At 70.2% G+C, this 19609-nt stretch carries 18 protein-coding genes; 6 read left to right on the top strand and 12 right to left on the bottom strand.

Going from position 1 to position 19609, the window contains the following annotated elements; translation table 11 throughout:
• The first annotated feature begins 81 nt into the window (after positions 1 to 81).
• From SACAZDRAFT_RS14155 to SACAZDRAFT_RS14145, 3 genes are all read left to right on the top strand, one after another.
• Positions 82 to 372 carry a hypothetical protein gene (locus SACAZDRAFT_RS14155; RefSeq protein ID WP_005442808.1) on the top strand — a complete coding sequence of 97 codons (291 nt, stop codon included), beginning with the start codon at positions 82 to 84 and terminating at the stop codon, positions 370 to 372.
• A 64-nt stretch (positions 373 to 436) separates the two neighbouring features.
• Positions 437 to 1219 (top strand): hypothetical protein, encoded by a 783-nt coding sequence (locus tag SACAZDRAFT_RS14150; RefSeq protein WP_005442807.1) that lies wholly within the window; start codon positions 437 to 439, stop codon positions 1217 to 1219.
• Positions 1219 to 1842, top strand: coding sequence for a hypothetical protein (locus SACAZDRAFT_RS14145; RefSeq protein ID WP_005442806.1), 624 nt, complete (start codon positions 1219 to 1221; stop codon positions 1840 to 1842). The genes SACAZDRAFT_RS14150 and SACAZDRAFT_RS14145 overlap by 1 nt, the downstream gene beginning before the upstream one ends.
• Before the next feature lie 11 nt (positions 1843 to 1853).
• Here SACAZDRAFT_RS14145 and SACAZDRAFT_RS14140 read toward each other — a convergent pair whose 3' ends face one another.
• Positions 1854 to 3365, bottom strand: a complete 1512-nt coding sequence (locus SACAZDRAFT_RS14140) for a glycosyltransferase family protein (RefSeq protein WP_232286432.1) — start codon at positions 3363 to 3365, stop codon at positions 1854 to 1856.
• A gap of 53 nt (positions 3366 to 3418) precedes the next feature.
• Here SACAZDRAFT_RS14140 and SACAZDRAFT_RS14135 point away from each other — a divergent pair, with 53 nt between their 5' ends.
• Entirely contained in the window at positions 3419 to 6214 is a 2796-nt protein-coding gene (locus tag SACAZDRAFT_RS14135; protein ID WP_005442803.1) for an arabinosyltransferase domain-containing protein, read from the top strand.
• Positions 6215 to 6218: 4 nt separating this feature from the next.
• On the opposite strand, the gene SACAZDRAFT_RS14130 is transcribed toward SACAZDRAFT_RS14135, so the two are convergent.
• The 4 genes from SACAZDRAFT_RS14130 to SACAZDRAFT_RS14115 all read right to left on the bottom strand — a co-directional run bounded on the left by SACAZDRAFT_RS14130 (position 6219) and on the right by SACAZDRAFT_RS14115 (position 10031).
• Positions 6219 to 7148, bottom strand: coding sequence for a decaprenyl-phosphate phosphoribosyltransferase (locus SACAZDRAFT_RS14130; RefSeq protein ID WP_005442799.1), 930 nt, complete (start codon positions 7146 to 7148; stop codon positions 6219 to 6221).
• A gap of 2 nt (positions 7149 to 7150) precedes the next feature.
• Positions 7151 to 7708, bottom strand: coding sequence for a phosphatase PAP2 family protein (locus SACAZDRAFT_RS14125; protein ID WP_005442797.1), 558 nt, complete (start codon positions 7706 to 7708; stop codon positions 7151 to 7153).
• Positions 7701 to 8924 (bottom strand): UDP-galactopyranose mutase, encoded by a 1224-nt coding sequence (glf, locus tag SACAZDRAFT_RS14120; protein WP_005450717.1) that lies wholly within the window; start codon positions 8922 to 8924, stop codon positions 7701 to 7703. Before glf ends, SACAZDRAFT_RS14125 begins: the two co-directional genes overlap by 8 nt.
• Before the next feature lie 228 nt (positions 8925 to 9152).
• The gene (locus SACAZDRAFT_RS14115; protein WP_005450715.1) at positions 9153 to 10031 is read right to left on the bottom strand and encodes an LLM class flavin-dependent oxidoreductase; all 879 of its coding nucleotides are present in this window, start codon (positions 10029 to 10031) and stop codon (positions 9153 to 9155) included.
• 80 nt (positions 10032 to 10111) lie between these two features.
• Here SACAZDRAFT_RS14115 and SACAZDRAFT_RS14110 point away from each other — a divergent pair, with 80 nt between their 5' ends.
• A complete protein-coding gene (locus tag SACAZDRAFT_RS14110) occupies positions 10112 to 10927 on the top strand; it encodes an HAD family hydrolase (protein ID WP_040927990.1) in 816 nt (271 codons plus the stop codon).
• A 24-nt stretch (positions 10928 to 10951) separates the two neighbouring features.
• Here SACAZDRAFT_RS14110 and SACAZDRAFT_RS14105 read toward each other — a convergent pair whose 3' ends face one another.
• Positions 10952 to 12676, bottom strand: coding sequence for a hypothetical protein (locus tag SACAZDRAFT_RS14105; RefSeq protein ID WP_005442793.1), 1725 nt, complete (start codon positions 12674 to 12676; stop codon positions 10952 to 10954).
• Positions 12677 to 12875: 199 nt separating this feature from the next.
• Between SACAZDRAFT_RS14105 and SACAZDRAFT_RS14100 the strand changes: the two genes are divergently transcribed.
• Complete coding sequence (locus SACAZDRAFT_RS14100) at positions 12876 to 13859, top strand: hypothetical protein (RefSeq protein ID WP_005442792.1); 984 nt, start codon at positions 12876 to 12878, stop codon at positions 13857 to 13859.
• A 47-nt stretch (positions 13860 to 13906) separates the two neighbouring features.
• Here SACAZDRAFT_RS14100 and SACAZDRAFT_RS14095 read toward each other — a convergent pair whose 3' ends face one another.
• From SACAZDRAFT_RS14095 to SACAZDRAFT_RS14070, 6 genes are all read right to left on the bottom strand, one after another.
• Positions 13907 to 14878 (bottom strand): DUF3558 family protein, encoded by a 972-nt coding sequence (locus SACAZDRAFT_RS14095; protein WP_005442791.1) that lies wholly within the window; start codon positions 14876 to 14878, stop codon positions 13907 to 13909.
• A gap of 76 nt (positions 14879 to 14954) precedes the next feature.
• On the bottom strand, positions 14955 to 16220 hold the full coding sequence (gene serS / locus SACAZDRAFT_RS14090; RefSeq protein ID WP_005442790.1) for a serine--tRNA ligase: 1266 nt from the start codon (positions 16218 to 16220) through the stop codon (positions 14955 to 14957).
• An 82-nt stretch (positions 16221 to 16302) separates the two neighbouring features.
• Positions 16303 to 17223 (bottom strand): haloalkane dehalogenase, encoded by a 921-nt coding sequence (locus tag SACAZDRAFT_RS14085; RefSeq protein WP_005442789.1) that lies wholly within the window; start codon positions 17221 to 17223, stop codon positions 16303 to 16305.
• A 142-nt stretch (positions 17224 to 17365) separates the two neighbouring features.
• Positions 17366 to 17812 carry a DUF350 domain-containing protein gene (locus SACAZDRAFT_RS14080; protein WP_005442788.1) on the bottom strand — a complete coding sequence of 149 codons (447 nt, stop codon included), beginning with the start codon at positions 17810 to 17812 and terminating at the stop codon, positions 17366 to 17368.
• Positions 17813 to 17855: 43 nt separating this feature from the next.
• Positions 17856 to 19022, bottom strand: a complete 1167-nt coding sequence (locus SACAZDRAFT_RS14075) for a glutathionylspermidine synthase family protein (protein WP_005442787.1) — start codon at positions 19020 to 19022, stop codon at positions 17856 to 17858.
• 1 nt (position 19023) lies between these two features.
• Complete coding sequence (locus SACAZDRAFT_RS14070; RefSeq protein WP_005450698.1) at positions 19024 to 19560, bottom strand: hypothetical protein; 537 nt, start codon at positions 19558 to 19560, stop codon at positions 19024 to 19026.
• Positions 19561 to 19609 lie beyond the last annotated feature (49 nt).

The following is a 19609-nucleotide window of genomic DNA, read 5'->3' as shown; positions in this document are numbered from 1 at the left end:
CCGACCCGGTTCGTAAGCTACCGGCTGTTTCCCCGTTCCGGCCGGTGGGGAGGCGCTCCGGCCCGGCGTGACACCGTTCGGGTGCGGGTCAGGGGCCGCGGAAATCGACGATCCCAGCGCCTTGTCCTCGACCTCCTCGACACGATCCGGGAGCCGCCCGAGGAGCCGGCCGACGACCTCACCGTCTGGGCGGAGCGAGTCCAGGCCATCCGCGCCGCCGAAGCCGGCGGCGACGTCCCGTCCGAGCCGATGCAGCCGCCGGCCGAGGTCAAGGCCGCCCAGGACGCCCTCTTCGACCACTACCGCGCGGAATGTCTCGGCTCGGTGTCGGCCGGACCGCCGACGCGCTCCCCTCGCCGACGGAACCGATGACAACGCGCGCACGTCCGAACGAGCACAGTGAGCGGGCAGCAAGCGCGAACCCAAGGGGAGCATCGTGAGCCGAACACGGTGGGAGCATCGGAACCGGGCGCTGCACTCCGTCCCGACGCAGCGCCCCGGCCCCACGGGGCGGCATCGATCCGCCGGACGCGAGTCCCCGCTCGCCGGGCTCGTCGGCGTACCCGGCCCCGCCACACTGGCCCGGCAGGTGGTCCCCGCGGGAGAGACCGTGCTGTGGGCGGCCAGCGGCAACCGGATCGCTCACGACGTGACCGGGCTCGACGAGAAAGGACAGGCGACCGCCGCGGTCTGGGAACTCGGCCGCGGCACGACCACCGTGCCGACCGAGCTCGACCCCGGTCCGGGAGGGCAGCCTCCGGACGTCGTCGTGTTCGGTGATCACCCCGGCTGCCTGGCCCACACGACCCTGCGGCACGTCGCGCCCACCGGCGTCGGCGAGTGGCGCACGTGGGCGCTGACCTCGGCGCGGCTGCTGGTGCTGGACGTCCATCGAGTGCCGGTGCAGCGACGGACGGGGTCGCTGCTGCGCAAGACGATCGGCCTCGGCAGGGAACTCGTCGACATCGTCACCGACCGCGCGAGGCGCTACGGCGACAACGCGGCCGACGTGCCCGTCACCTGCCCGCCGATGACGGTGACCGCAGCCGTCGAACGCAGCCGGATCGGCGACATCACCGTGTCCCGGCGCCGCCTGTGCATGCGCACCCGACCGTGCCTGCGGGTGTCCTTCGTGGACGGCTCCGGCCTCGACCTGTTGCTCGGCGTCGACGACGAGAGCGTGTTCGAGTGGATGCTGTGTCTGGGGCTTGAACGTTGATGGAAGCGGACCCGAGACGGGCGGCGCACAACGACGAGATCGTCGAGACGGAGCTCGCCCGGCACTGGCTCGACGACGGTGAGCGGCTCCTCCTCGGTTGCCCGCCCGTGCGCGCGCACGTCGGCGCGCTCGTGGGAGGACGCCGCCACGTGCCGTACGCACCGGCCCGGGACCTTCCCGCGGTGCGCGGCGACCGCCCGCGGTGGCCGCTCCCGGTGGAGAACCTGCCCGCCGAGGACTGGACCGACGACCCCACGCTCGGATACTGGGCCACCGCCGACCACGCCGACCAGATCGCCCTCCGGATCGCCGACCACCTCGCCGCCAGCCACGGCGAGGCGCGCGTGGTCGTCACCGATCGCCGGATCGCGGTGGTGTACCCGACGGCGGTCCTGGCCGGTGCAGCGAGCGGCGAGGTGGTCGACGCGCCGGTGTTCACGACGTTCGAGGAACGCGACGTCGAGCACCTCACCGCACTCGACGCACCGTTTCTGGGACACAGCATCCCGCCCCGTCCCGTGATCGCCTTCCACTTCACCGACGGCTCGCAGCTGTACACGCGCGACGTGCACGCGGTGCTGAAGGTGCGCCGGGCTCGGGACCGGGCGCACGCCCACCGCTGAGCCGACCGCCGTCACCGGGTCGTGGTCGACACGGGCGGCGTCCGCTGCGCGTCCTCCGCGGGCACGAGGGTGAAGTGCCCGACCCCGAGGGCGTCGGAATGCACCTGCCAGACGTTCTCGCCCGCACCGGGCCCGCGCTTGTAGCGCAGCCGGTGGTCGACCTCGGCCCGCTCGACACTGCCGTCGAAGAACAGGTAGTTCAGCCGGAGCAGCGCCGCCGACACCGGCCCGGCGTCGGCGATGCGCTTCTCCACGAGTTCGGCCACCCGACCGCGGTCGGAGAACACGTCGACGATGCGGCACTCGCAGTGGTAGGCCAGCGTGCCGATCTCCCCGGGCGAGGCGACCGTGTCACCGCCGACGCGTTCGCGCAGTTCCCGCCCGACGTGCGCGTAGTCCGACGCACTCGCCCAGTTCCCGAAGATCACGGGTGAGCGCCAGGGCACGCCCCGCGTCGCACCGACCGTCACGGCGCCGGCCACGAACACGGCCACCAGGCCGAGTGCCACCAGTGGAGTGCGATCCAGCAGAGCGTCGTCCTGCTTCGCCGTCCGCCACCACACCCCGAGCGCGGCGACTGCGAACATGCCGAGCGCGGTGGCCGGTGCCACGTAGTACCAGTGGTACGGACCCACCCCGAGGGCGGTGTAGACGAGGAAGTAGGCGACCGCGCCCCCACCGAGTGCCACGAGCGCGGAGACCTCGGGAAACCGTGTCCAGCGTCGCGCCAGCCGCAGTCCCACGAGGCCGAACCACGCGACGACCCCCAGTAACGCGGGAGCGAAGGCCATCCCCACCGCGAACTTCTCGCCGAGGTAGTACATGACCGGGCCCGTCGCGTAGGTCCACCTGCCGAACAGCCCCTCCTGCTCCTGCTTGATGACGAGCGTGTCCGGGACGGCCGAGCCCAGCGCGATCCAGCTGAACACGTACCACGGAGCGGCCACGAACACGGCCGTGAGCGCGGCCTTGCCGAGCCGCCGCCGGATCGCGGCGACCGAGAACGCCAGCAACAGCACGAAGATCACGAGGTCGAGGCGCACCAGCACGGTCAGCGCCGCCGCCACGCCGAACGCGACCGGGCGCCCCTCCGCGGCGAACGCCGTGAGTACCACGAGCACCGCCGGGATGAGCAGCACCTCGAGACCGATGGCCGACAACACGAACGGGTTGGTCAGCACCACCAGCACGCCGAGGAACACCACCGGCACCGGCAGCCGGTACACCCGGGCCAGACGGGTCCACCCCCAGGCGAGCACCGCCGTGGCCAGCACCGTCAACGCGCCGAGCGCCACGACCGGTTGCGCCTCGCCGAACACGCGCGTGAGCAGCGTGAGCGCACCGAGGAGCAGCACGTTGAGCGGCGAGGTGGCGGAGTTGGCCTGCATCCCCGGCACGAGTCCCCACTCACCGTGCACGGCGAGGTTCTTGGCGTAGGCGAGCGTGATGTAGGCGTCGTCGATGAGGCCGTCCTTGACGACGAGGAAGACCCCTGCCGCGAGCAGGGCGGAGCCGGTCACCACCAGCAAGGTGGCCCGGCGAGAGAAAACGTCGAACCGTTCTCTAGGCTCCAACGGTGACCTTCCGTATCTGGTTGATCACGGTGTGCGGCCTCCTGTCCATGGTGTCAGCCGGGCTCTTCGTGCTCGCACCGGTGGAGACGCGAACCGTGACGTACGAGTGGCCGGATGCTCAGGTGGCGGACAGGACGTTGCCGCTCCTTCCGTACGAACCCCACCGAATGGATGTCACCTTCCGCTGTACAGATGTGAACACGCTCAGTGAGGGTCTGCTGCTGTCTACCACGGCACCCCCTGACGCGCCTGTCGAACAGCACATCGGCACCGGATTGGGTGTCGAAGTGGCCGACGATCTCGTGTCGGTGCACGTCGGAGACGAAACACTGGTCACCTCCCCGGCGGGTCGCGACTGCGAGTGGGCGGTGTCGTCCGGCCCCCACGGCACGGTCGTGTCGGTCGACGGTGAACGGATCGCACACACCCCGTACACGCCTGTGGTGACAGGGATGTTCACCGAGGCGGCGGATCAAACCGATCTCCGTGTGGAAGTGGTGGCCGACACGCGGTTCGACAGCACGCCCGGCCCGGCCCGGCTCGCGCTCGCCGTCGTGGCCCCGGCGGCGGCGACCGCGATGCTGGTGCTGCTCGTCCGGGAACAGGCGAGCACACGCCGCCGGGTCCGGTTCCTCCCTCGCGGGTGGTGGCGGCCCCGCGGGCCGGACGTCGTCGTGCTCGGTGCGCTGGCGGGCTGGCTCGTCGTCGGCGCTCCCACGGTGGACGACGGCTACATCGTCACCATGCTGAAGGCCGCCGCGGACAGCGACTTCGTCGGCAACTACTTCCGCTGGCTCAACGCGCCGGAGGCGCCGTTCAGCTGGTTCTACGAGCTGTACCGGGGTGTCGTGCAGGTCGGCGACGCGCTGTGGTGGCTGCGGTTGCCGTCCGTGCTGCTCGGGGTTGTGGTGTGGCTCCTCGTCGACCGGCTGCTGCTGCCGCGGCTGACGCGCGGGACCAGCGCGGCGGCGCGCTACGGCGCGGCCGGGGCCTTCGCTCTCTGGTACCTCCCGTTCGGGATCGGCCTGCGCCCGGAACCGTGGGTCATGCTCGGCACGGTCCTGGTGTTCCTGCTGCTGGAACGCGCCGTGGCCACACGGAGCGCCGCCGCGCTGGCCGTCGCGGTGTTCGCGGCCGGACTCACCGTGGCCGTCACCCCCACCGGCGTGGTGGCCGTGGCACCGTTCGTGGCCGCCGCCGGTGGCCTCGTGCGGTTGGGACGGCACTACGGCGTGGTGCTGGTGCCGGTCGTACTCGGCGCGGCCGCGCTCCCGCTGCTGGTGATGTTCGCCGACCAGTCGCTCGCCGCGGTCGTGCACTCGACGGAGGTGCGCACCGCCATCGGTCCCGCCTTCGGTGTGTTCGACGAGTTCAGACGCTACGAGGACCTGCTCGACCCCGTGCAGGGCGGCCTCAACCGGCGCATGCCGCTGGTGCTGCTGTGGCTCGCGATGCTCGTCCTCGCCGTGCTGCTGACCACCCGGCGCACGCCCGGCCTCGCGACCCGCCCGACCCGGCGAGCGCTGCTGGTGGCCGTCCTGTTCTTCGTCGCCCTGGCCTTCACCCCGACCAAGTACACCCACCACTTCGGCGCCCTCGGCGCCATCGCCGCGGTGCTCGTCGCCGCGGTGGTCCACACCGTCCGCTCGGGCGCGCTGCGCCGCCCCCTGGAGCGGTCACTGTTCCTCGTCGCCGTCGCCGCCGCCGGCGCCTGGGCGCTCGCCGTGCCGCTGCGGTGGTGGTTCGTCGCCGACCTCGGCGTGCCGTGGTCGCGCGAGGAACCGGACGTGGGCGGAGTCGACCTCGCCGACCTCGTCCTCGGCGGCGGCATCCTGCTGGCGGTCGTGGGACTGCTCGGCGCGTGGCGGCGCCTGCCGTCGCCGGCCTGGTCGCTGCCGCTGCTCGCACTGGGCACGGTCGCCCTCGAACTGGTGTCGCTGGCCTACCCGCTGCACTCCCGCCAGCACACCTACAGCGTCGCGGGGTCGACACTGGCGTCGTTCACCGGAGGCTGTGGAGTCGAGGACTGGCTCGACGTGGAACCGGACGTGCGCGCGGGACTGCTCCGGGCCGAGCCGGGCACCGGCTCCCAGCACGGCTTCCGCCTCGACGCGGGCTACCCGGAGGACAGACCCCCACCCGCTCCCTACGGCACACCGGACGCTCCGGTCTGGGGAAGCGCCGATCAGGACTCCCCGACGTCCTGGACGAGCCCCTGGTACCCGCTGCCGCCCGGCACCGACGGCTCGTCGCCCCTGGTCGTGCCGCTCACCGGACACGGCGCGGTGTCGGCGACCGTCCAGTTCGCCCGCGCCGACGGCAGCGTCGTCCGCGAGAACCGGCTGCGCCTGGGCGACGGGTCGTGGCGGGAGGCTCGCCTCGACCCGCGTGGCGCCGCCCGCGTCCGTGTGGTGGCCGTCGACCACGGCGAGGGCGGCCGGCTCGCCGTGGGAACCCCGCGGCTGCCTCAGGTCGTCCCGCTCGGCGACTACCTGCCGGCGTCCCAGCCCATCGCGCTGGACTGGGTGAACGCGTTCTTCCTGCCGTGCCGGCGACCGGCCGCCGTCGCCCACGGCGTCACCCAGCCCGTGACCCACCTGGTGACCGTGGGACCGCGACTGCGCTGGCTCACCGGCATGTCGTACACGACCGAGGCCGGCGGCCCCTACGCGCCGCTGCTGGACGTCGCGACACTCGTGCCGGTGCCGACCTACCTGCGCGGCGACGCGATGCGCCAGGAGATCAGCGTGTTCCGCCTGGACTACGTGGCGCCGCCGCTGGAGGGACTGCCGCGGTGAACGCTCACAGGTAGTACGAGCACGCGAGCGTGATGACCCAGCTCGCGCCCAGCACCTGCAACACGCGGTCGCGCAGCGCGATCTCCTCCGGCTCACCCGCGTTGCCGCCGTCGACATCCACGGCGTACCGCAGCACCGCGATCACGAACGGCACGATGGAGATGACGCTCCACACCGTGCCGGGCACCCGCTGCTGTTGCTCGAACGCCCACAGGCAGTACGTCATGATCAGTATTGCCGCCGACGTCGCCCAGACGAACCGAAGGTAGCTGCCCGAGTACTTCTTCAACGACGACCGGATCTTCGCTCCGGTGCGCTCGAACAGCATGACCTCGGCGAACCGCTTGCCCGCCACCATGAACAGCGAGCCGAAGGCGGTGACCAGCAGGAACCACTGCGACAGGCTGATGCCGGTGGCGACACCACCGGCGATCAACCGCATCAGGAAGCCCGAACCGACGATGACCAGGTCGATCACCGGCTGGTGCTTCAGGCCGAAGCAGTAGCCGAGCTGCACGGCCTCGTACACGCCGAGCACGATGAGCAGCCGCCAGTCCGCGAGGACACCGACGGCCATTCCCGCGCCGAAGAACACCACCGCGGACGCGTACGCGAGCGGGATCGGCACGATCCCGGCGGCGATCGGCCGGTTGCGCTTGGTGGGATGCGCACGGTCGGCCTCGACGTCCACGGCGTCGTTGACGAGATAGACCGAGCTCGCGACGAGCGAGAACGCCACGAACGCCACTGCGGCGTCGACCAGGACGTCGACGTTGGTGATCTGGCCCGCGGTGAACGGTGCCGCGAACACGAGGACGTTCTTCACCCACTGGCGTGGCCGGGCGGTCCGCACCACACCGAACAACGTCGGGATCGGTCCCTTGCGGGTGGAGGCACCGTCCTCGACGCCCGTACGCTCGGTCGTCTCACTCATCGTCAGGTCCGCTTCCGTGTGGTCAGTCTGCGGCGCAGCACGCCGCCGACGGCACCACCCAGGGCGGCGCCGGCGAGTACGTCGGTCGGGTAGTGCACGCCGAGCACGAGTCGGGACACGAGCATCGGCGGCACGATGGCCGGCACGAGGTTACGCCCGACCAGCCCCGAGTACAGCACAGCGGCGGCCGTGGTCGACGTGGCGTGTGACGAAGGAAAACTCAACCGACTGGGTGTGCCGACACCCACGGTGACGGCGGGGTGCTCCGGTCTGCGCCTGCGCACGACCCGCTTGACCGCGATCGAGGCCGCGTGCGCCCCGACGGCACCGGCCGCCGCGGTGAGCCACTCCTTGCGACGCCCGGAGTCCACGGCCGCGCCCACCAGCCCCAGCGCGAACCAGCCGGCGCTGTGCTCACCGAAGTGCGACAACCCACGGGCCGCCTTGACCACGGCGGGGCGAGCGATCGCTCGCTGCACGCCGGCCAGGACGGCGAGCTCCCCGGAGGGCCGTGGGATCTCCTCACCCACGGCCCTCTCGGAGGATCGCTTCTCAAGCATCGATCGACCCGTCGAGGGGAGCGCCGTCGGTCAGGTGCGGCGCCACCTTGTTGTCGAAGACCGACAGCGCCGACCCGATGGCCATGTGCATGTCCAGGTACTTGTACGTCCCGAGACGACCGCCGAAGAGGACGTTGCGCTCCGCCGCCTCCTTCTTCGCCAGCTCGCGGTAGCGCTCCAGCTTGTCCCGGTTCTCGGGCGTGTTGATCGGGTAGTACGGCTCGTCGTCGTCATCGGCGAACCGCGAGTACTCCCGCACGATGACCGTCTTGTCGGTCGGGTACTCCCGCTCCGGGTGGAAGTGCCGGAACTCGTGGATGCGGGTGTACGGCACGTCGATGTCGTTGTAGTTCATGACCGCCGTGCCCTGGTAGTCGCCGGTGGGCACGACTTCCTGCTCGAAGTCCAGCGTGCGCCAGCCGAGCTTGCCCTCGGAGTATCCGAAGTAGCGGTCCAGCGGGCCGGTGTAGACCGTCGGCGTGCCCTCCGGGATGGCGTCGCGCACGTCGAAGTAGTCGACGTTGGTGCGGACCTCGATGTTGGGGTGGTCGGCCATCTTCTCCAGCCACGCCGTGTAGCCGTCGACGGGCAGGCCCTCGTAGGTGTCGTTGAAGTACCGGTTGTTGAAGTTGTAGCGCACCGGCAGCCGCGTGATGATCGACGGCGAGAGCTCCGTCGGGTCGGTCTGCCACTGCTTGGCCGTGTAGCCCTTGACGAACGCCTCGTACAGCGGGCGCCCGATGAGGGAGACGGCCTTCTCCTCGAGGTTCGTGGCGTCCTTGGTGTCGATCTCGCTGGCCTGCTCGGCGATCAGGTCGCGGGCCTCGTCGGGCGAGTGCGACTTGCCGAAGAACTGGTTGATGAGGTGCAGGTTCATCGGGAACGTGTAGACCTGCCCCTGGTACTTCGCGAACACGCGGTGCTGGTAGCCCGTGAACTCGGTGAACTGGTTGACGTAGTCCCAGACCCGCTTGTTCGACGTGTGGAACAGATGGGCGCCGTAGCGGTGCACCTCGATGCCAGTCTCGGGCTCGGCTTCCGAGTACGCGTTGCCGCCGATGTGGTCGCGCCGTTCCAGCACGAGCACGCGCTTGTCGAGCTGACTGGCGGCGCGTTCGGCCACGGTGAGGCCGAAGAAACCGGAGCCGACGACGACCAGGTCGAAACCGGTGTAGGCGCCGCTGCTGTTGTCTGTGATGTTCGTGTCCGCGCTCACGAGCGAAAGGCTACCCACGCGGACCGACCCCCGTGCGGTGGGCCGTGGTTATGAAAACCCTGTTAAGTGGACTGCTGCCACTTCGCTTCCACCCCGCCGCACGAGGGCCGAGCTGCCCCTCGCGTTCCCTGTTCCCCGGGCGTCTTCGATCACGTCGTCACCGGCTTTTCGACGAGCCGGAGGGCCGTCCGGGTCCGCCACTCGGTGTAATTCACCCGTTCGAGCGACTCAGTTGGTCTGGTCCCGGCCCTGCACCTTGGGCAGGAGGTCGGCGGCGACCTCCTCCAGCACCGACTCCCTGCCCTGGTAGGGCGGGCCGCTGCGCGGCCAGTGCACCACCACGTCGGTGAACCCCAGCTCCTCGGCCCGGCCCACCGCCTCGGCGAACGCCTCGGTGCTCGACAACGAGAACACGGGCGAGGAGTCGAGGCTGAGACACCGCACCACCCGCTCGCGACGCGACTCGTCGAGCGCGTCGTCGAACCGGTTCGACAGCTCCTCCACGCGGCGCCACCAGTCCTCGTGCGTCTGGCCCTCCTCGGGCCGACCCGTGGTGATCCAGCCGTCGCCGGAGCGCGCGGCGAAGCGGATGGTCCTCGGCCCGTCGGCCGCCAGCAGCAGCGGCGACCGTGGCTTCTGGACGCATCCGGGAAGGTTCCGTGCGCCGCGGGCGGTGTAGTACGTGCCGGAGTGGTCGGCACCGTCGGTGCGGAGCAGGTGGTCGAGGGCCTCGACGAACTCGACGTAGCGGTCGGCGCGCTGGGCTGCGGAGAGCTCCGGGCCACCGAGCACCGCGGAGTCGTAGCCGAGCCCGCCGGCACCGAGGCCGAGCACGAGCCGCCCGTCGGCGAGATCGTCGAGCGTGACGACCTCTCTGGCGAAAGGCACCGGATGCCGGAAGTTCGGTGAGGCCACGAACGTGCCGAGTCTGATGGTGGACGTCACCATGGCCGCCGCGGCCAACGTGGGAACCGCACCGAACCACGGCCCGTCGACCAGCGAACGCCAACCGAGGTGGTCGTACGTCCACGCGTGGTCGAAACCGTATTCCTCGGCGGCCCGCCACTTCGGCTCGGCAGCCCACCACCTGTCCTCGGGGAGGATCACAATGCCTACGCGCACGCCGTCGACGCTATCGGTGAAACACGACACCCCGCAGCGTGGGCACGATCTGGGAAACTGGTGGCGTGGAGAAGCCCCGCCTGATCGCCTCTGACGTGGACGGCACCCTGCTCACCCCGATGGAGCAGGTTGCGCCCCGAACCGCTGACGTCGTCGCCCGCGCGGTCGACGACGGTGTCCCGGTCATTCTCGTGACCGGCAGGCCACCGCGCTGGATCCCGCCGGTCGCGGAGGCCACCGGCCTCACCGGGTACGCCGTGTGCGCGAACGGCGCCGTGCTGTATGACATCAGCGAGGACCGGGTCGTCGACGTCCCCGGCCGGCTCGACCCGGTACACCTCAACGACCTGGCCGAGGCGCTCGACCACGCGCTGCCCGGCTGCACTCTGGCGGCCGAGCGCATCGGCACCAAGGCGGTGGACGACGACCTGCGCAACTTCGTGATCGAGGCCGACTACCACAACCCGTGGCAGGACGGCGAGGGAGTCGAGGCCCACCGCGCGGAGGTGCTCGGTCACCCGGCGGTGAAACTGCTGGTCAGCCACCGCAAGATGACGTCGGACGAGATGGCCGTCGCCGCACGCAGTGTGTTGGGCGACAGCGTGCACATCACCTTCTCCACGGGCGGTGGTCTGATCGAGATCTCCTCGCCGGGGATCACGAAGGCGAGCGGGCTCGCCGACGTCGCCGAGCGGCTGGGCGTGTCGGCGCAGGAGACGATCTCGTTCGGCGACATGCCGAACGACCTGCCGATGCTCACCTGGACGGGGCACGGCGTCGCCGTCGCCAACGCCCACCCGACCGTGCTGGAGGCCGCCGACGAGGTCACCGCCTCCAACGCCGAGCACGGTGTGGCACAGGTGCTGGAGCGCTGGTTCTGACCGCCGCGATCCAGGGAGTCGGCGCTACAGGCACGAGACGTACGTGAAGGCGGAGTGCCGGTCGAGGAGCTGGATCAGATGCGTGGCGGCGACCCGCCGCACGTACACCGACACCCAGTACGGCGTGCTCTCGCGGCGGAAGCTCGCCACCTCGTAGAGCCCCGCGTACGCCGGGTTGATGCCGCACTGCTGGGACGTCGTGAACCCGGTGTCGTCGATCGCCACCGCCGGTGCGCGTTCGTTGACGACGTAGTCGAAGTCCCGCGCGACGTACACCCCGCGGGTCGCCATCTCCATCGGCGTGCCCTCGCGGGCGATGTGCTCGTCGGTGCGCCCGAACACGTCCACCACGACGATCGCCGGGCCCGCCTCGTAGGCCAGCGCGCCCGTGTTGTGGGTGCTGATCACCGTGCCCGGCGGCAGCGACGTGTGGAACCACCGACCGATCTCCGCGAGCTGGGTCGCCGACGTCCTCAGCTCGTCCATCGCGGGCAGCGCCCGGGGATGGACGACCGTCACCACGAGCGACAAGCCGCAGAGCACCATCGCCACCACGGGCACCGTCCGCCTGCGCACGAGCGGTTCGCGAGCGTTCTCCCCGTCCGGGTCCGGGTCCGCGGACGACGCCGGGGCGGTCTTCGCCGGGCTGGTCACGACGAACAACCCGTACGCCGCCGTGCCGAGCACCGCCAGCAGCACGGGCACCGGGGAGAGCAGGCGCCACACCGGCATCAACCCGCCGCCGGACACGAGCACGGCCGCGACGTGGCCGACCGCGAGCGCGACCAGCAACCACATGACGGAGCGGGCGCGGAGCACGCTCGGAGGCAGCCCCCGGCGGGTCAGCAGAAGCGCGATCGCGACCACGGCGAGCGCGACGAACGCCTGGTAGGCCAGCGCGAACCCGCCCACGTAGTCCCAGCCGCTCGCCAGCCGGTTCGACCAGGAGCCGTTCCACCGTGACACGACGAGGTTCGGCAGCAGGTGTTCGTAGACGGTGAGACGCCACACCGTCCAAGGCACCAGCAGCACGGCCGCACCGGCCAGGTAGGCCACGGCGGCCGTCCCGGCCCGCCTGCCGCGCACGGCTTCCACCACGAACCACGCGAGGCCGACGACAGCGAAGACGAGTGCCTCCGGCCGCGTCATGACCGCCAGGGCCACCGTCACCCCGGCCACGACCGCCCGCCCGGAGGTCAACGCGAGACACAGCGTGAGCGTGAGCAGGACGAACAGTGGCGCCTCGACCCCCGACGCGCCGTAGGCGGCCAGCGAGCTCGCGGCGGCCGTCAGCGCGGCGGCCAGGACGCCGAGTCCCGGCAGTCCCGGGCCGCCCGGCTGGGCCAGGCGCACGATCCGGTTCGTCAGCGTGTACGCGAGCAGCACACAACCGAGCGCGCTCGCGACACCCAGGACGACGCCGGTGGCCACGATGACGCCCGGGTCGTCGGACACCGTGCCCGGCACGGCGACCAGGAGCATCCACAGGAAGTTCGCGTAACCCTCGACGTACTCGCCGATGTTGTAGACCGGGCCGTGGCCGTCGGCGAGGTTGCGCGCGTAGCGGAAGGTGACGTAGGCGTCACCGGCGACGGTGGCGTACACGAGCTGGTGGAACAGCGACAGCAGCAGCGTCAGCCCCAGCGCGGCGAACCGCCAGGACCGCTGCGCGTTGATGCGCGGCCACCCGATGACCAACACCACGGCCAAGACGAGCCACGCCACGAACGTGACCGCTGTCACCACCACACCCCGCCTGCTCCGAGCATCGCACCCTCAGTCAGAAAGCTACTCGCTTCCCGACGGCGCGGGGTCACCCGACGGGCCGTGTCGGGCCGGGTGTGAGCGCATCGTCCCCGGTCACGTGGGAGGCAACGCTCGCCTCTCGTGATCATCACGAAGCAGGCACGGCAGGTCACGTCCTGGCCGCCCGGCCGATAAGCGAATCGTGCTCACAAAACATTCCGGACTTGTCGCCGCCACGCTGGCGGCACTCCTCACCGCGGCCTGCGGCGCGTCGGAACCGCCGGAGCCGACCGAAGGCCCTTCCTCCGACACCGCGTCGACCACCGCGCAGGAACCTCCACTCACGGCCGAGGCCGCCCTCGGCGACCTCACCGCCGTCGACTTCTGCGCCCTCCTCGACGAGAAGGCCCTGGGCACGGCCCTCGAAAAAGCCGATGCCGAGGTCGACTTCACGGTCCCGGGCTTCCAACACTGCTCGATCGGCGTCACCGCCACCACGAGCCTGTGGGTGAGCGTCGGCGATCTGTTCGACAACAGCGACAACGTCGTCTGGCCCTCGGAGGACGTCGAGGTGTCGCGTTCCCTGCGCAGGCAGAGCATCGAGATCGAGGACGACGGATGTGTGCGCGCTCTGACGTTCGCCGACGACATCACTCTGCAGATCACCGCGGTACCTCCCACGGACGTCGAGCACAGTGATCACGACGGCCTCTGCGAGGTCGCCGACGCTGTCACCGACGCGGTACAGACGACCGTCCTGTCGGAGGCCGCGCCCACCCAGTCCTTCCGGCCGGGATCACTCGCGGAGTCGGACGCGTGCGAGCTGCTGGACGAGGCCGGCGTCCCGGCGTTGTTCGAGGACGGCATCGAGTCCTACGAACACCTGGACAACCACGGCTGCTCGTTGGGCAGTGGCCTCAAGAGGGCCACGGTGGAACTCAGCTTCGGGGTTGATCTGACCGATCTGTCGGAGTTCACGACGACGATCGCGGGCCGTCCGACCGAGGTGCGCCCACTCGAGTACGGCTGCCGGGTGAGCACACCACACATCCGGTTCTCCGAGAGCCGCCCCCACGAGCGCGAGATGGTCACACTCAGCACCGTGTCGTTCGATCCGGACCGCTGCGAGAGCGCCGAGTGGATCGCCGAGCTCCTGTGGCCGAAGCTGCCCGCGTTCCGCGGATAGCGCGATCGCCGAGCGTGAGCCCGGCCGTGCACCCCACACGGTCGTGCTCACGACTCCGGCAGGTTCTCCGTCACGAACGGGATCGTGTCCTCGACCATCGCGCACAGTTCGTCCTCCTCGACGTCGCCTTGGACGACAGTGATGGCGACGTAGGAGTGGTCCGTGACGGGGAGGTCGGCCTGACACAGCCCCGGGATCGACGCGGGATACACCAGCCAGGTGCGGTCGCCCTCCTCGACCTCCTTCGGCTCCGTGTCCAGCGGGAATTCCGGGAGAGGTCGGTCCGGAGCGACGGTCACCAGCGTGGAGTTCCGCCGGTCACCGTCGGCGGCGATCCACTCGCACCGCGCGGGCAGCGAGTCCTGCGCCTCGAGAAAGTCGCCGTCGCCCCGCCGACCGAGTTCCTCCGCCTGCTCGGCGGTCAGCAGCGAGCACGGGTCGACCGACTCCAGCGGACTCGGCTCCCGTGGTTCGATCGTCGCGGGCGCACCGCCGGGCAGGTGGGAGGACACGAACGGCGCCACTTCCTCGGCCTGCTCACAGGCCTGCGACTCGTCCGCGAAGTCGCTGCTCATGATCAGCACGAACGACGAGGGCGAGAGCTCGGTGACGAGCGAGCACAGCGACTCACCGCCCACCGTGCTCGGATAGCGCGCCCACGTCAGCCCACCGATCTCCTTCTCCCACTCCGGCGCCACACCGGCCATGTAGTCGGTGAGGGGGATGTCGACGGAGAAGTACACGTCGAGCGAGTCCCGGCCCACGTCGTCGTACAGAGGCGACCAGGTACAGAACGAGGGCAGCAACTGCCCGGGATCGCCCGCGGTGAACGCGCCCTCGTCCTCGTAGTCGAGAGCGGCGGCCTCCTCCGGCGTCAGCAACTCGCACGGCTCGCCCGCGACCGCCTGGGCCTCACCGCTGGGAGGCGACGCCGGTTCCGGCGTGCCCGTCACCGTGGTCGTGCATCCCGCCAGCAACACCGTCGCGCAACTCAGAACGGCGAAGACACTCCCCCGCACGAGACCTCCCGGATCGCCTTCCGGCACAGACTAGTGCGCCGAACCCGATCGTGGGACGACCTGCGGAAAGCTCGAATCAGGCCTTCGGTTCGAGAACGGACAGTCCACCGAGGAACGGACGCATCGCCTCCGGCACGCGCACCGAACCGTCGGGCTGCTGGTGGTTCTCCAGGATGGCCACGATCCAGCGCGTGGTGGCGAGCGTGCCGTTCAACGTCGCCGCGATCTGCGGGCGCCCGTCCTCGTCCCGGTAGCGCACCGACAACCTGCGCGCCTGGAACGTCGTGCAGTTCGACGTCGACGTCAGCTCGCGGTACGCCTGCTGGGTGGGCACCCACGCCTCGCAGTCGTACTTGCGCGCGGCACTGGTACCGAGGTCGCCCGCCGCGGTGTCGATCACCCGGTAGGGCACCTCGATCTTCGCGAGCATCTCCTCCTCCCACGCGAGCAGCTTCGCGTGTTCGGCCTCGGCCTCGTCCGGGGTGCAGAAGACGAACATCTCCACCTTGTCGAACTGGTGGACGCGGATGATGCCCCGGGTGTCCTTGCCGTAGGAGCCCGCCTCGCGGCGGAAGCACGACGACCACCCCGCGTACCGCAGCGGGCCGGCCGACAGGTCGACGATCTCGTCCGAGTGGTACCCGGCGAGCGGCACCTCCGACGTCCCGACCAGGTACAGGTCGTCGTCGGGCAGGCGGTACACCTCCGAGGAGTGCGCGCCGAGGAAACCCGTCCCGGCCATGACCTCGGGCCGCACGAGCACCGGCGGGATCATCAGCTGGAAGCCGTTCTCCACCGCCTGTGCCGCCGCCATGTTCAGCAGGGCGAGCTGCAGCCGGGCGCCGATCCCGGTGAGGAAGTAGAAGCGGGCACCCGACACCTTGGCCCCGCGCTCCATGTCGAGGGCACCGAGAGTCTCGCCCAGCTCCAGGTGGTCCTTCGGCGTGAAGTCGAACTCCCGGGGGGTGCCCACGTGCTTGAGCACCACGAAGTCGTCCTCACCGCCCGCCGGCACCTCCGGGTGCACGACGTTCGGGACCACGCGGTGGAGCTCGTCGAACTCCTCGCCCGCCCGCTTCTGCTCGGCTTCGGCGGCCTTGACCTGGGCGGCGAGTTCCTTGCCGCGCGCGAGCAGCGACTCGCGCTCCTCCCCGGACGCCTTGCCGATGCGCTTGCCGAGCTGCTTCTGTTCGGCGCGGAGGTTGTCGGCGGTGGCGATCGCGGACCTGCGCCTGGCATCGAGGGACAGCAACCTGTCCACAACGCCGACGTCCTCACCGCGGGCGCGCTGCGACGCGCGCACGACGTCCGGTTCCTCGCGCAGAGTCCTCAGGTCAATCACGGTTAGCCAGCCTAGACCGGGGCCTGTCGCACCCCGCCAACCCGGTCACTCGTTTTCGCCGATTTCCCGTCCGTCGGCGCGGTCAGCTCCGCGCCCTCACTCCGTGCACGAACTCGGCCACGATGCCCGCCAACTCCTCGCCCTTGTCCTCCTGCAGGAAGTGACCCGCTCCCGTGATGGTCGGGTGTCGCAGGTTCGCCGCCCCCGGCATGGTCCGCCGCAGGATCGGCTCCATGCCCGCCGTGATCGGGTCGCCGTCGGAGAACGCGCACAAGAACGGCAGCGTCGATCCCGCCAGCGTCTTCCACGCGGCGCGGTTGGCCTGCGACGCCTCGTCGTCGGGCCTGGTGGGCACCAGCCCCGGCATCGCGCGCGGACCGGCCTTGTACATCTCGTTGGGAAACGGCGCGTCGTAGGCGGCCCGCTCCGCCTCGGTCAGCGTGCGGGTGCACCCCGACTGCACGAACCGGGCGATGTCGAGCACGGGCGCGTTCTGCACCGCGTCGTGGAACGCCCACCACGACGCGGGCATCGACTGGTCCCCTGTGGGCAGTCCGGTGTTGGCCGCGACGACGCCCGCGAACCGGTCGAGGTTCTCCGCGACGAGCCGCAGTCCGATCAGGCCGCCCCAGTCCTGTCCCACGAGGACCACGTCACGCAGGTCGAGGGCGTCGAACGCGAACGCCCGCATCCACTCGACGTGGCGTGCGTAGGTGTGGTCGGCGACGTCGGCCGGCTTGTCGGAGCGTCCGAACCCCACGAGGTCGGGCGCGACGGCGCGGATCCCGGCCTCGGCGAGCACCGGCACCATCCGCCGGTAGAGGTAGGACCAACTCGGTTCGCCGTGCAGCAGCAACACGGTCGGACCGTCGGGCGGGCCGGCTTCCACGTAGCCGATTCTGATGATGCCGTCCATCGGGTGGTCGACGTCCGCGTGGAAGGCGGGCAAATCGAAATCGGGCAGGTCGTCGAATCGGTCTTCGGGTGTCCGCAGTAACCGCACGGAGACACCGTAGTGGAGGTTTTCCCCCGAACCGGGTTTTGGAGACCAAGGCGATACCGACGAGTAGTCCCGCGGCCCCCGATGGATCGGGGACTCGCGGGACTCGGTCGGCCTGGACGGCCTGGATGCCCGGACGCCGGCGTCAGGAGATGGCGACCGCGACCACGAGGCCCAACGCCAGGTGCGCGGCGGCCACGATGAAGCTCGCGGGCGTGTACTTCTCGCTCTCGATCGTCGAGCGCACGTCGATGCGGGTGACCCACTCCAGCGAACGCACCGCCAGCACCTGGGCGACGATGCCCACCAGGCCGTACACGAGCGAGGTGATCAGGCCTTCGAGCAGGTCGCTCGCCGACGTCCAGATGGCCACGACGACGATGAACGCCATCGACACCAGACCCGACGCCGTGATCACCACGGCGTTCGGCAGACCCGCGCGAACGAGTTCGGACAGCTTGCCCGGCGTGGTGAGGTCGATGGCGTAGAAGCCGAGCACCATGAGGACGAGGCCGACGATCGCGTACAGCATGATCGCCCCGATGCCCCTGGCGAGGTCGGTACCGAAATTCTCGGACAGTGCGACGAGCACGAGGGTCTCCCAGGTCGGTTGAGCAGGTTGCGGTCGTGTCCTATCACGACTGCGGTATGCGGTGCGGCACGAAGGCCGCGCCGTCATCCGTCACCAGACCGGACGACTCGCGAATCCCGAGACCCGCCGCGTTGTCACCGACGATCCAGGCGCCCAGCACGGGCCGGTAGCCGTCGAACTCGGGAAGCGGATCGAAAGCCTGGTAGACGAAACCCTCGGAACCGTAGACGCCGCCGGTCTCGGTCTCGTACCCGGGAGCGACGATCTGCACGTTGGCGCCCTCACGACCCAGCTTCGGCTTGCGCACGTACTCGGTGAGCATTCCGGGCTGGTCGTTGAAGGCGGGCAGCAGGTTCGGGTGGCCCGGGTAGTTCTCCCACAGGATGCCGAGGATCGCCTTGTTGGACAGCAGCATCTTCCACAGTGGTTCGATCCACAGTGTCTGCGGCAGCGACTCGACGGCGTAGCGGCCGAACTCCTCGTCGATCACCCACTCCCACGGGTACAGCTTCAGGATGTTGTCCATGGGAGCCTCTTCGAGATCGACGAACCGCTTGAGCAGCGGATCCCAGCCGATCTCCTCGATGGCCAGCCCCACCGTGTCCAGGCCGGCTTCGGCCGCCGTCTCCTGGAGGTAGGTCACGGTCAGGTGGTCCTCGCCCGTCGGGTCGGCGCCCGACCAGCTGAAGTGCACCTCGTTCGACGGGAGCTTCGCCCCCACGGCCTGCCAGCGTTCGACGAGCTGTTCGTGCAGCGAGTTCCACTGGTCGTCGTCCGGGTGGACGTCTTCCTTCCAGTACCACTGCAGGATGGCCGCCTCCAGCAGGGAGGTCGGGGTGTCGGCGTTGTACTCCAGCAGCTTCGCCGGGCTACGACCGTCGTAGCGCACGTCGAACCGGCCGTAGACGTGCGGATCGCCGCGGCGCCACGACTCGGCGATGTGCGGCCACACCCACTCGGGCAGCCCGAACTCCGCGTACCGCTCCGCGGTCACGACGTGGTCGACGGCCTCCAGGCACATCGAGTGCAGCAGTTCGACGTCCGCCTCGATCGAGAGGATCTCGGCCATGTCGAAGACGTAGTGCACGGACTCGTCCCAGTACGGGCGAGGCTGACCCGTCGCGTACCGCGCGGGGGTGCCGAACACCAGCCCCTGCTCGCCGACGATCTTCTCCCAGTCCGCGCGGGGTGTCCCCGTCTCTCGCCGCACGTCAGGAACCCCCGCCCTTGCCGAAGCTGCCGCCACTGATGCCGAACCCGCCCCGCTGCACCGTGGTGCCCGACTTCGTCGTGATGGAGGCGTTGGACGGGCGCGTGTACGTACCGCCGCTCACCGGCTGGCCCACCGTACCCGTGCCGCCGTAGTTGTAGCGGTACTGCTGGGTGCCGCCGCCCGGCATCGGGATGAACACCCAGCCGCCGCTGTGGTAGCCGTGGTGCGAGCTGACGTAGTCGTCGTCGCAGTAGTCGTCGTCCACGATCGTGCCGTCGGCGGTTGTGCACACCGCGGTGACCTCGTCGGGCACGGCGACGAGGTACCAGGCGGCGACCACGCCGACCAGGCCGACCGTCACACCGCCCGCGCCCAGCAGCTTGCGCCGGCTGCGGGCCTTCTCCTCCGCGGCCTGACGCGCCTGCTGTTCCTCCTCGGCACGGCGACGCTGCTCCTCTACCGCCTTGAGCCGGGCCCGTTTCTCGGCGAGCGTCGGCTCCCGGGGCGTGGTCGTCTCAGGATTCTGAAAGCGCATCGAGCCGCGCCGATCATCCTTTTGGTTGTCATCCGTCATCGCGCACTCC

It is taken from the genome of Saccharomonospora azurea NA-128, assembly GCF_000231055.2.
GTDB lineage: Bacteria > Actinomycetota > Actinomycetes > Mycobacteriales > Pseudonocardiaceae > Saccharomonospora > Saccharomonospora azurea.
The sequence above is the reverse complement of the archived record's forward strand: the minus strand, read 5'-3'. Positions and strand labels throughout refer to the sequence as shown.

Excerpts from the sequence above, each read along its gene's own strand:
- SACAZDRAFT_RS14145 (WP_005442806.1), top strand. The coding sequence starts at position 1,219 with ATGGAAGCGGACCCGAGACGGGCGGCGCACAACGACGAGATCGTCGAG.
- SACAZDRAFT_RS14130 (WP_005442799.1), bottom strand. The coding sequence starts at position 7,148 with ATGAGTGAGACGACCGAGCGTACGGGCGTCGAGGACGGTGCCTCCACC.
- SACAZDRAFT_RS14125 (WP_005442797.1), bottom strand. The coding sequence starts at position 7,708 with ATGCTTGAGAAGCGATCCTCCGAGAGGGCCGTGGGTGAGGAGATCCCA.
- SACAZDRAFT_RS14070 (WP_005450698.1), bottom strand. The coding sequence starts at position 19,560 with ATGCGCTTTCAGAATCCTGAGACGACCACGCCCCGGGAGCCGACGCTC.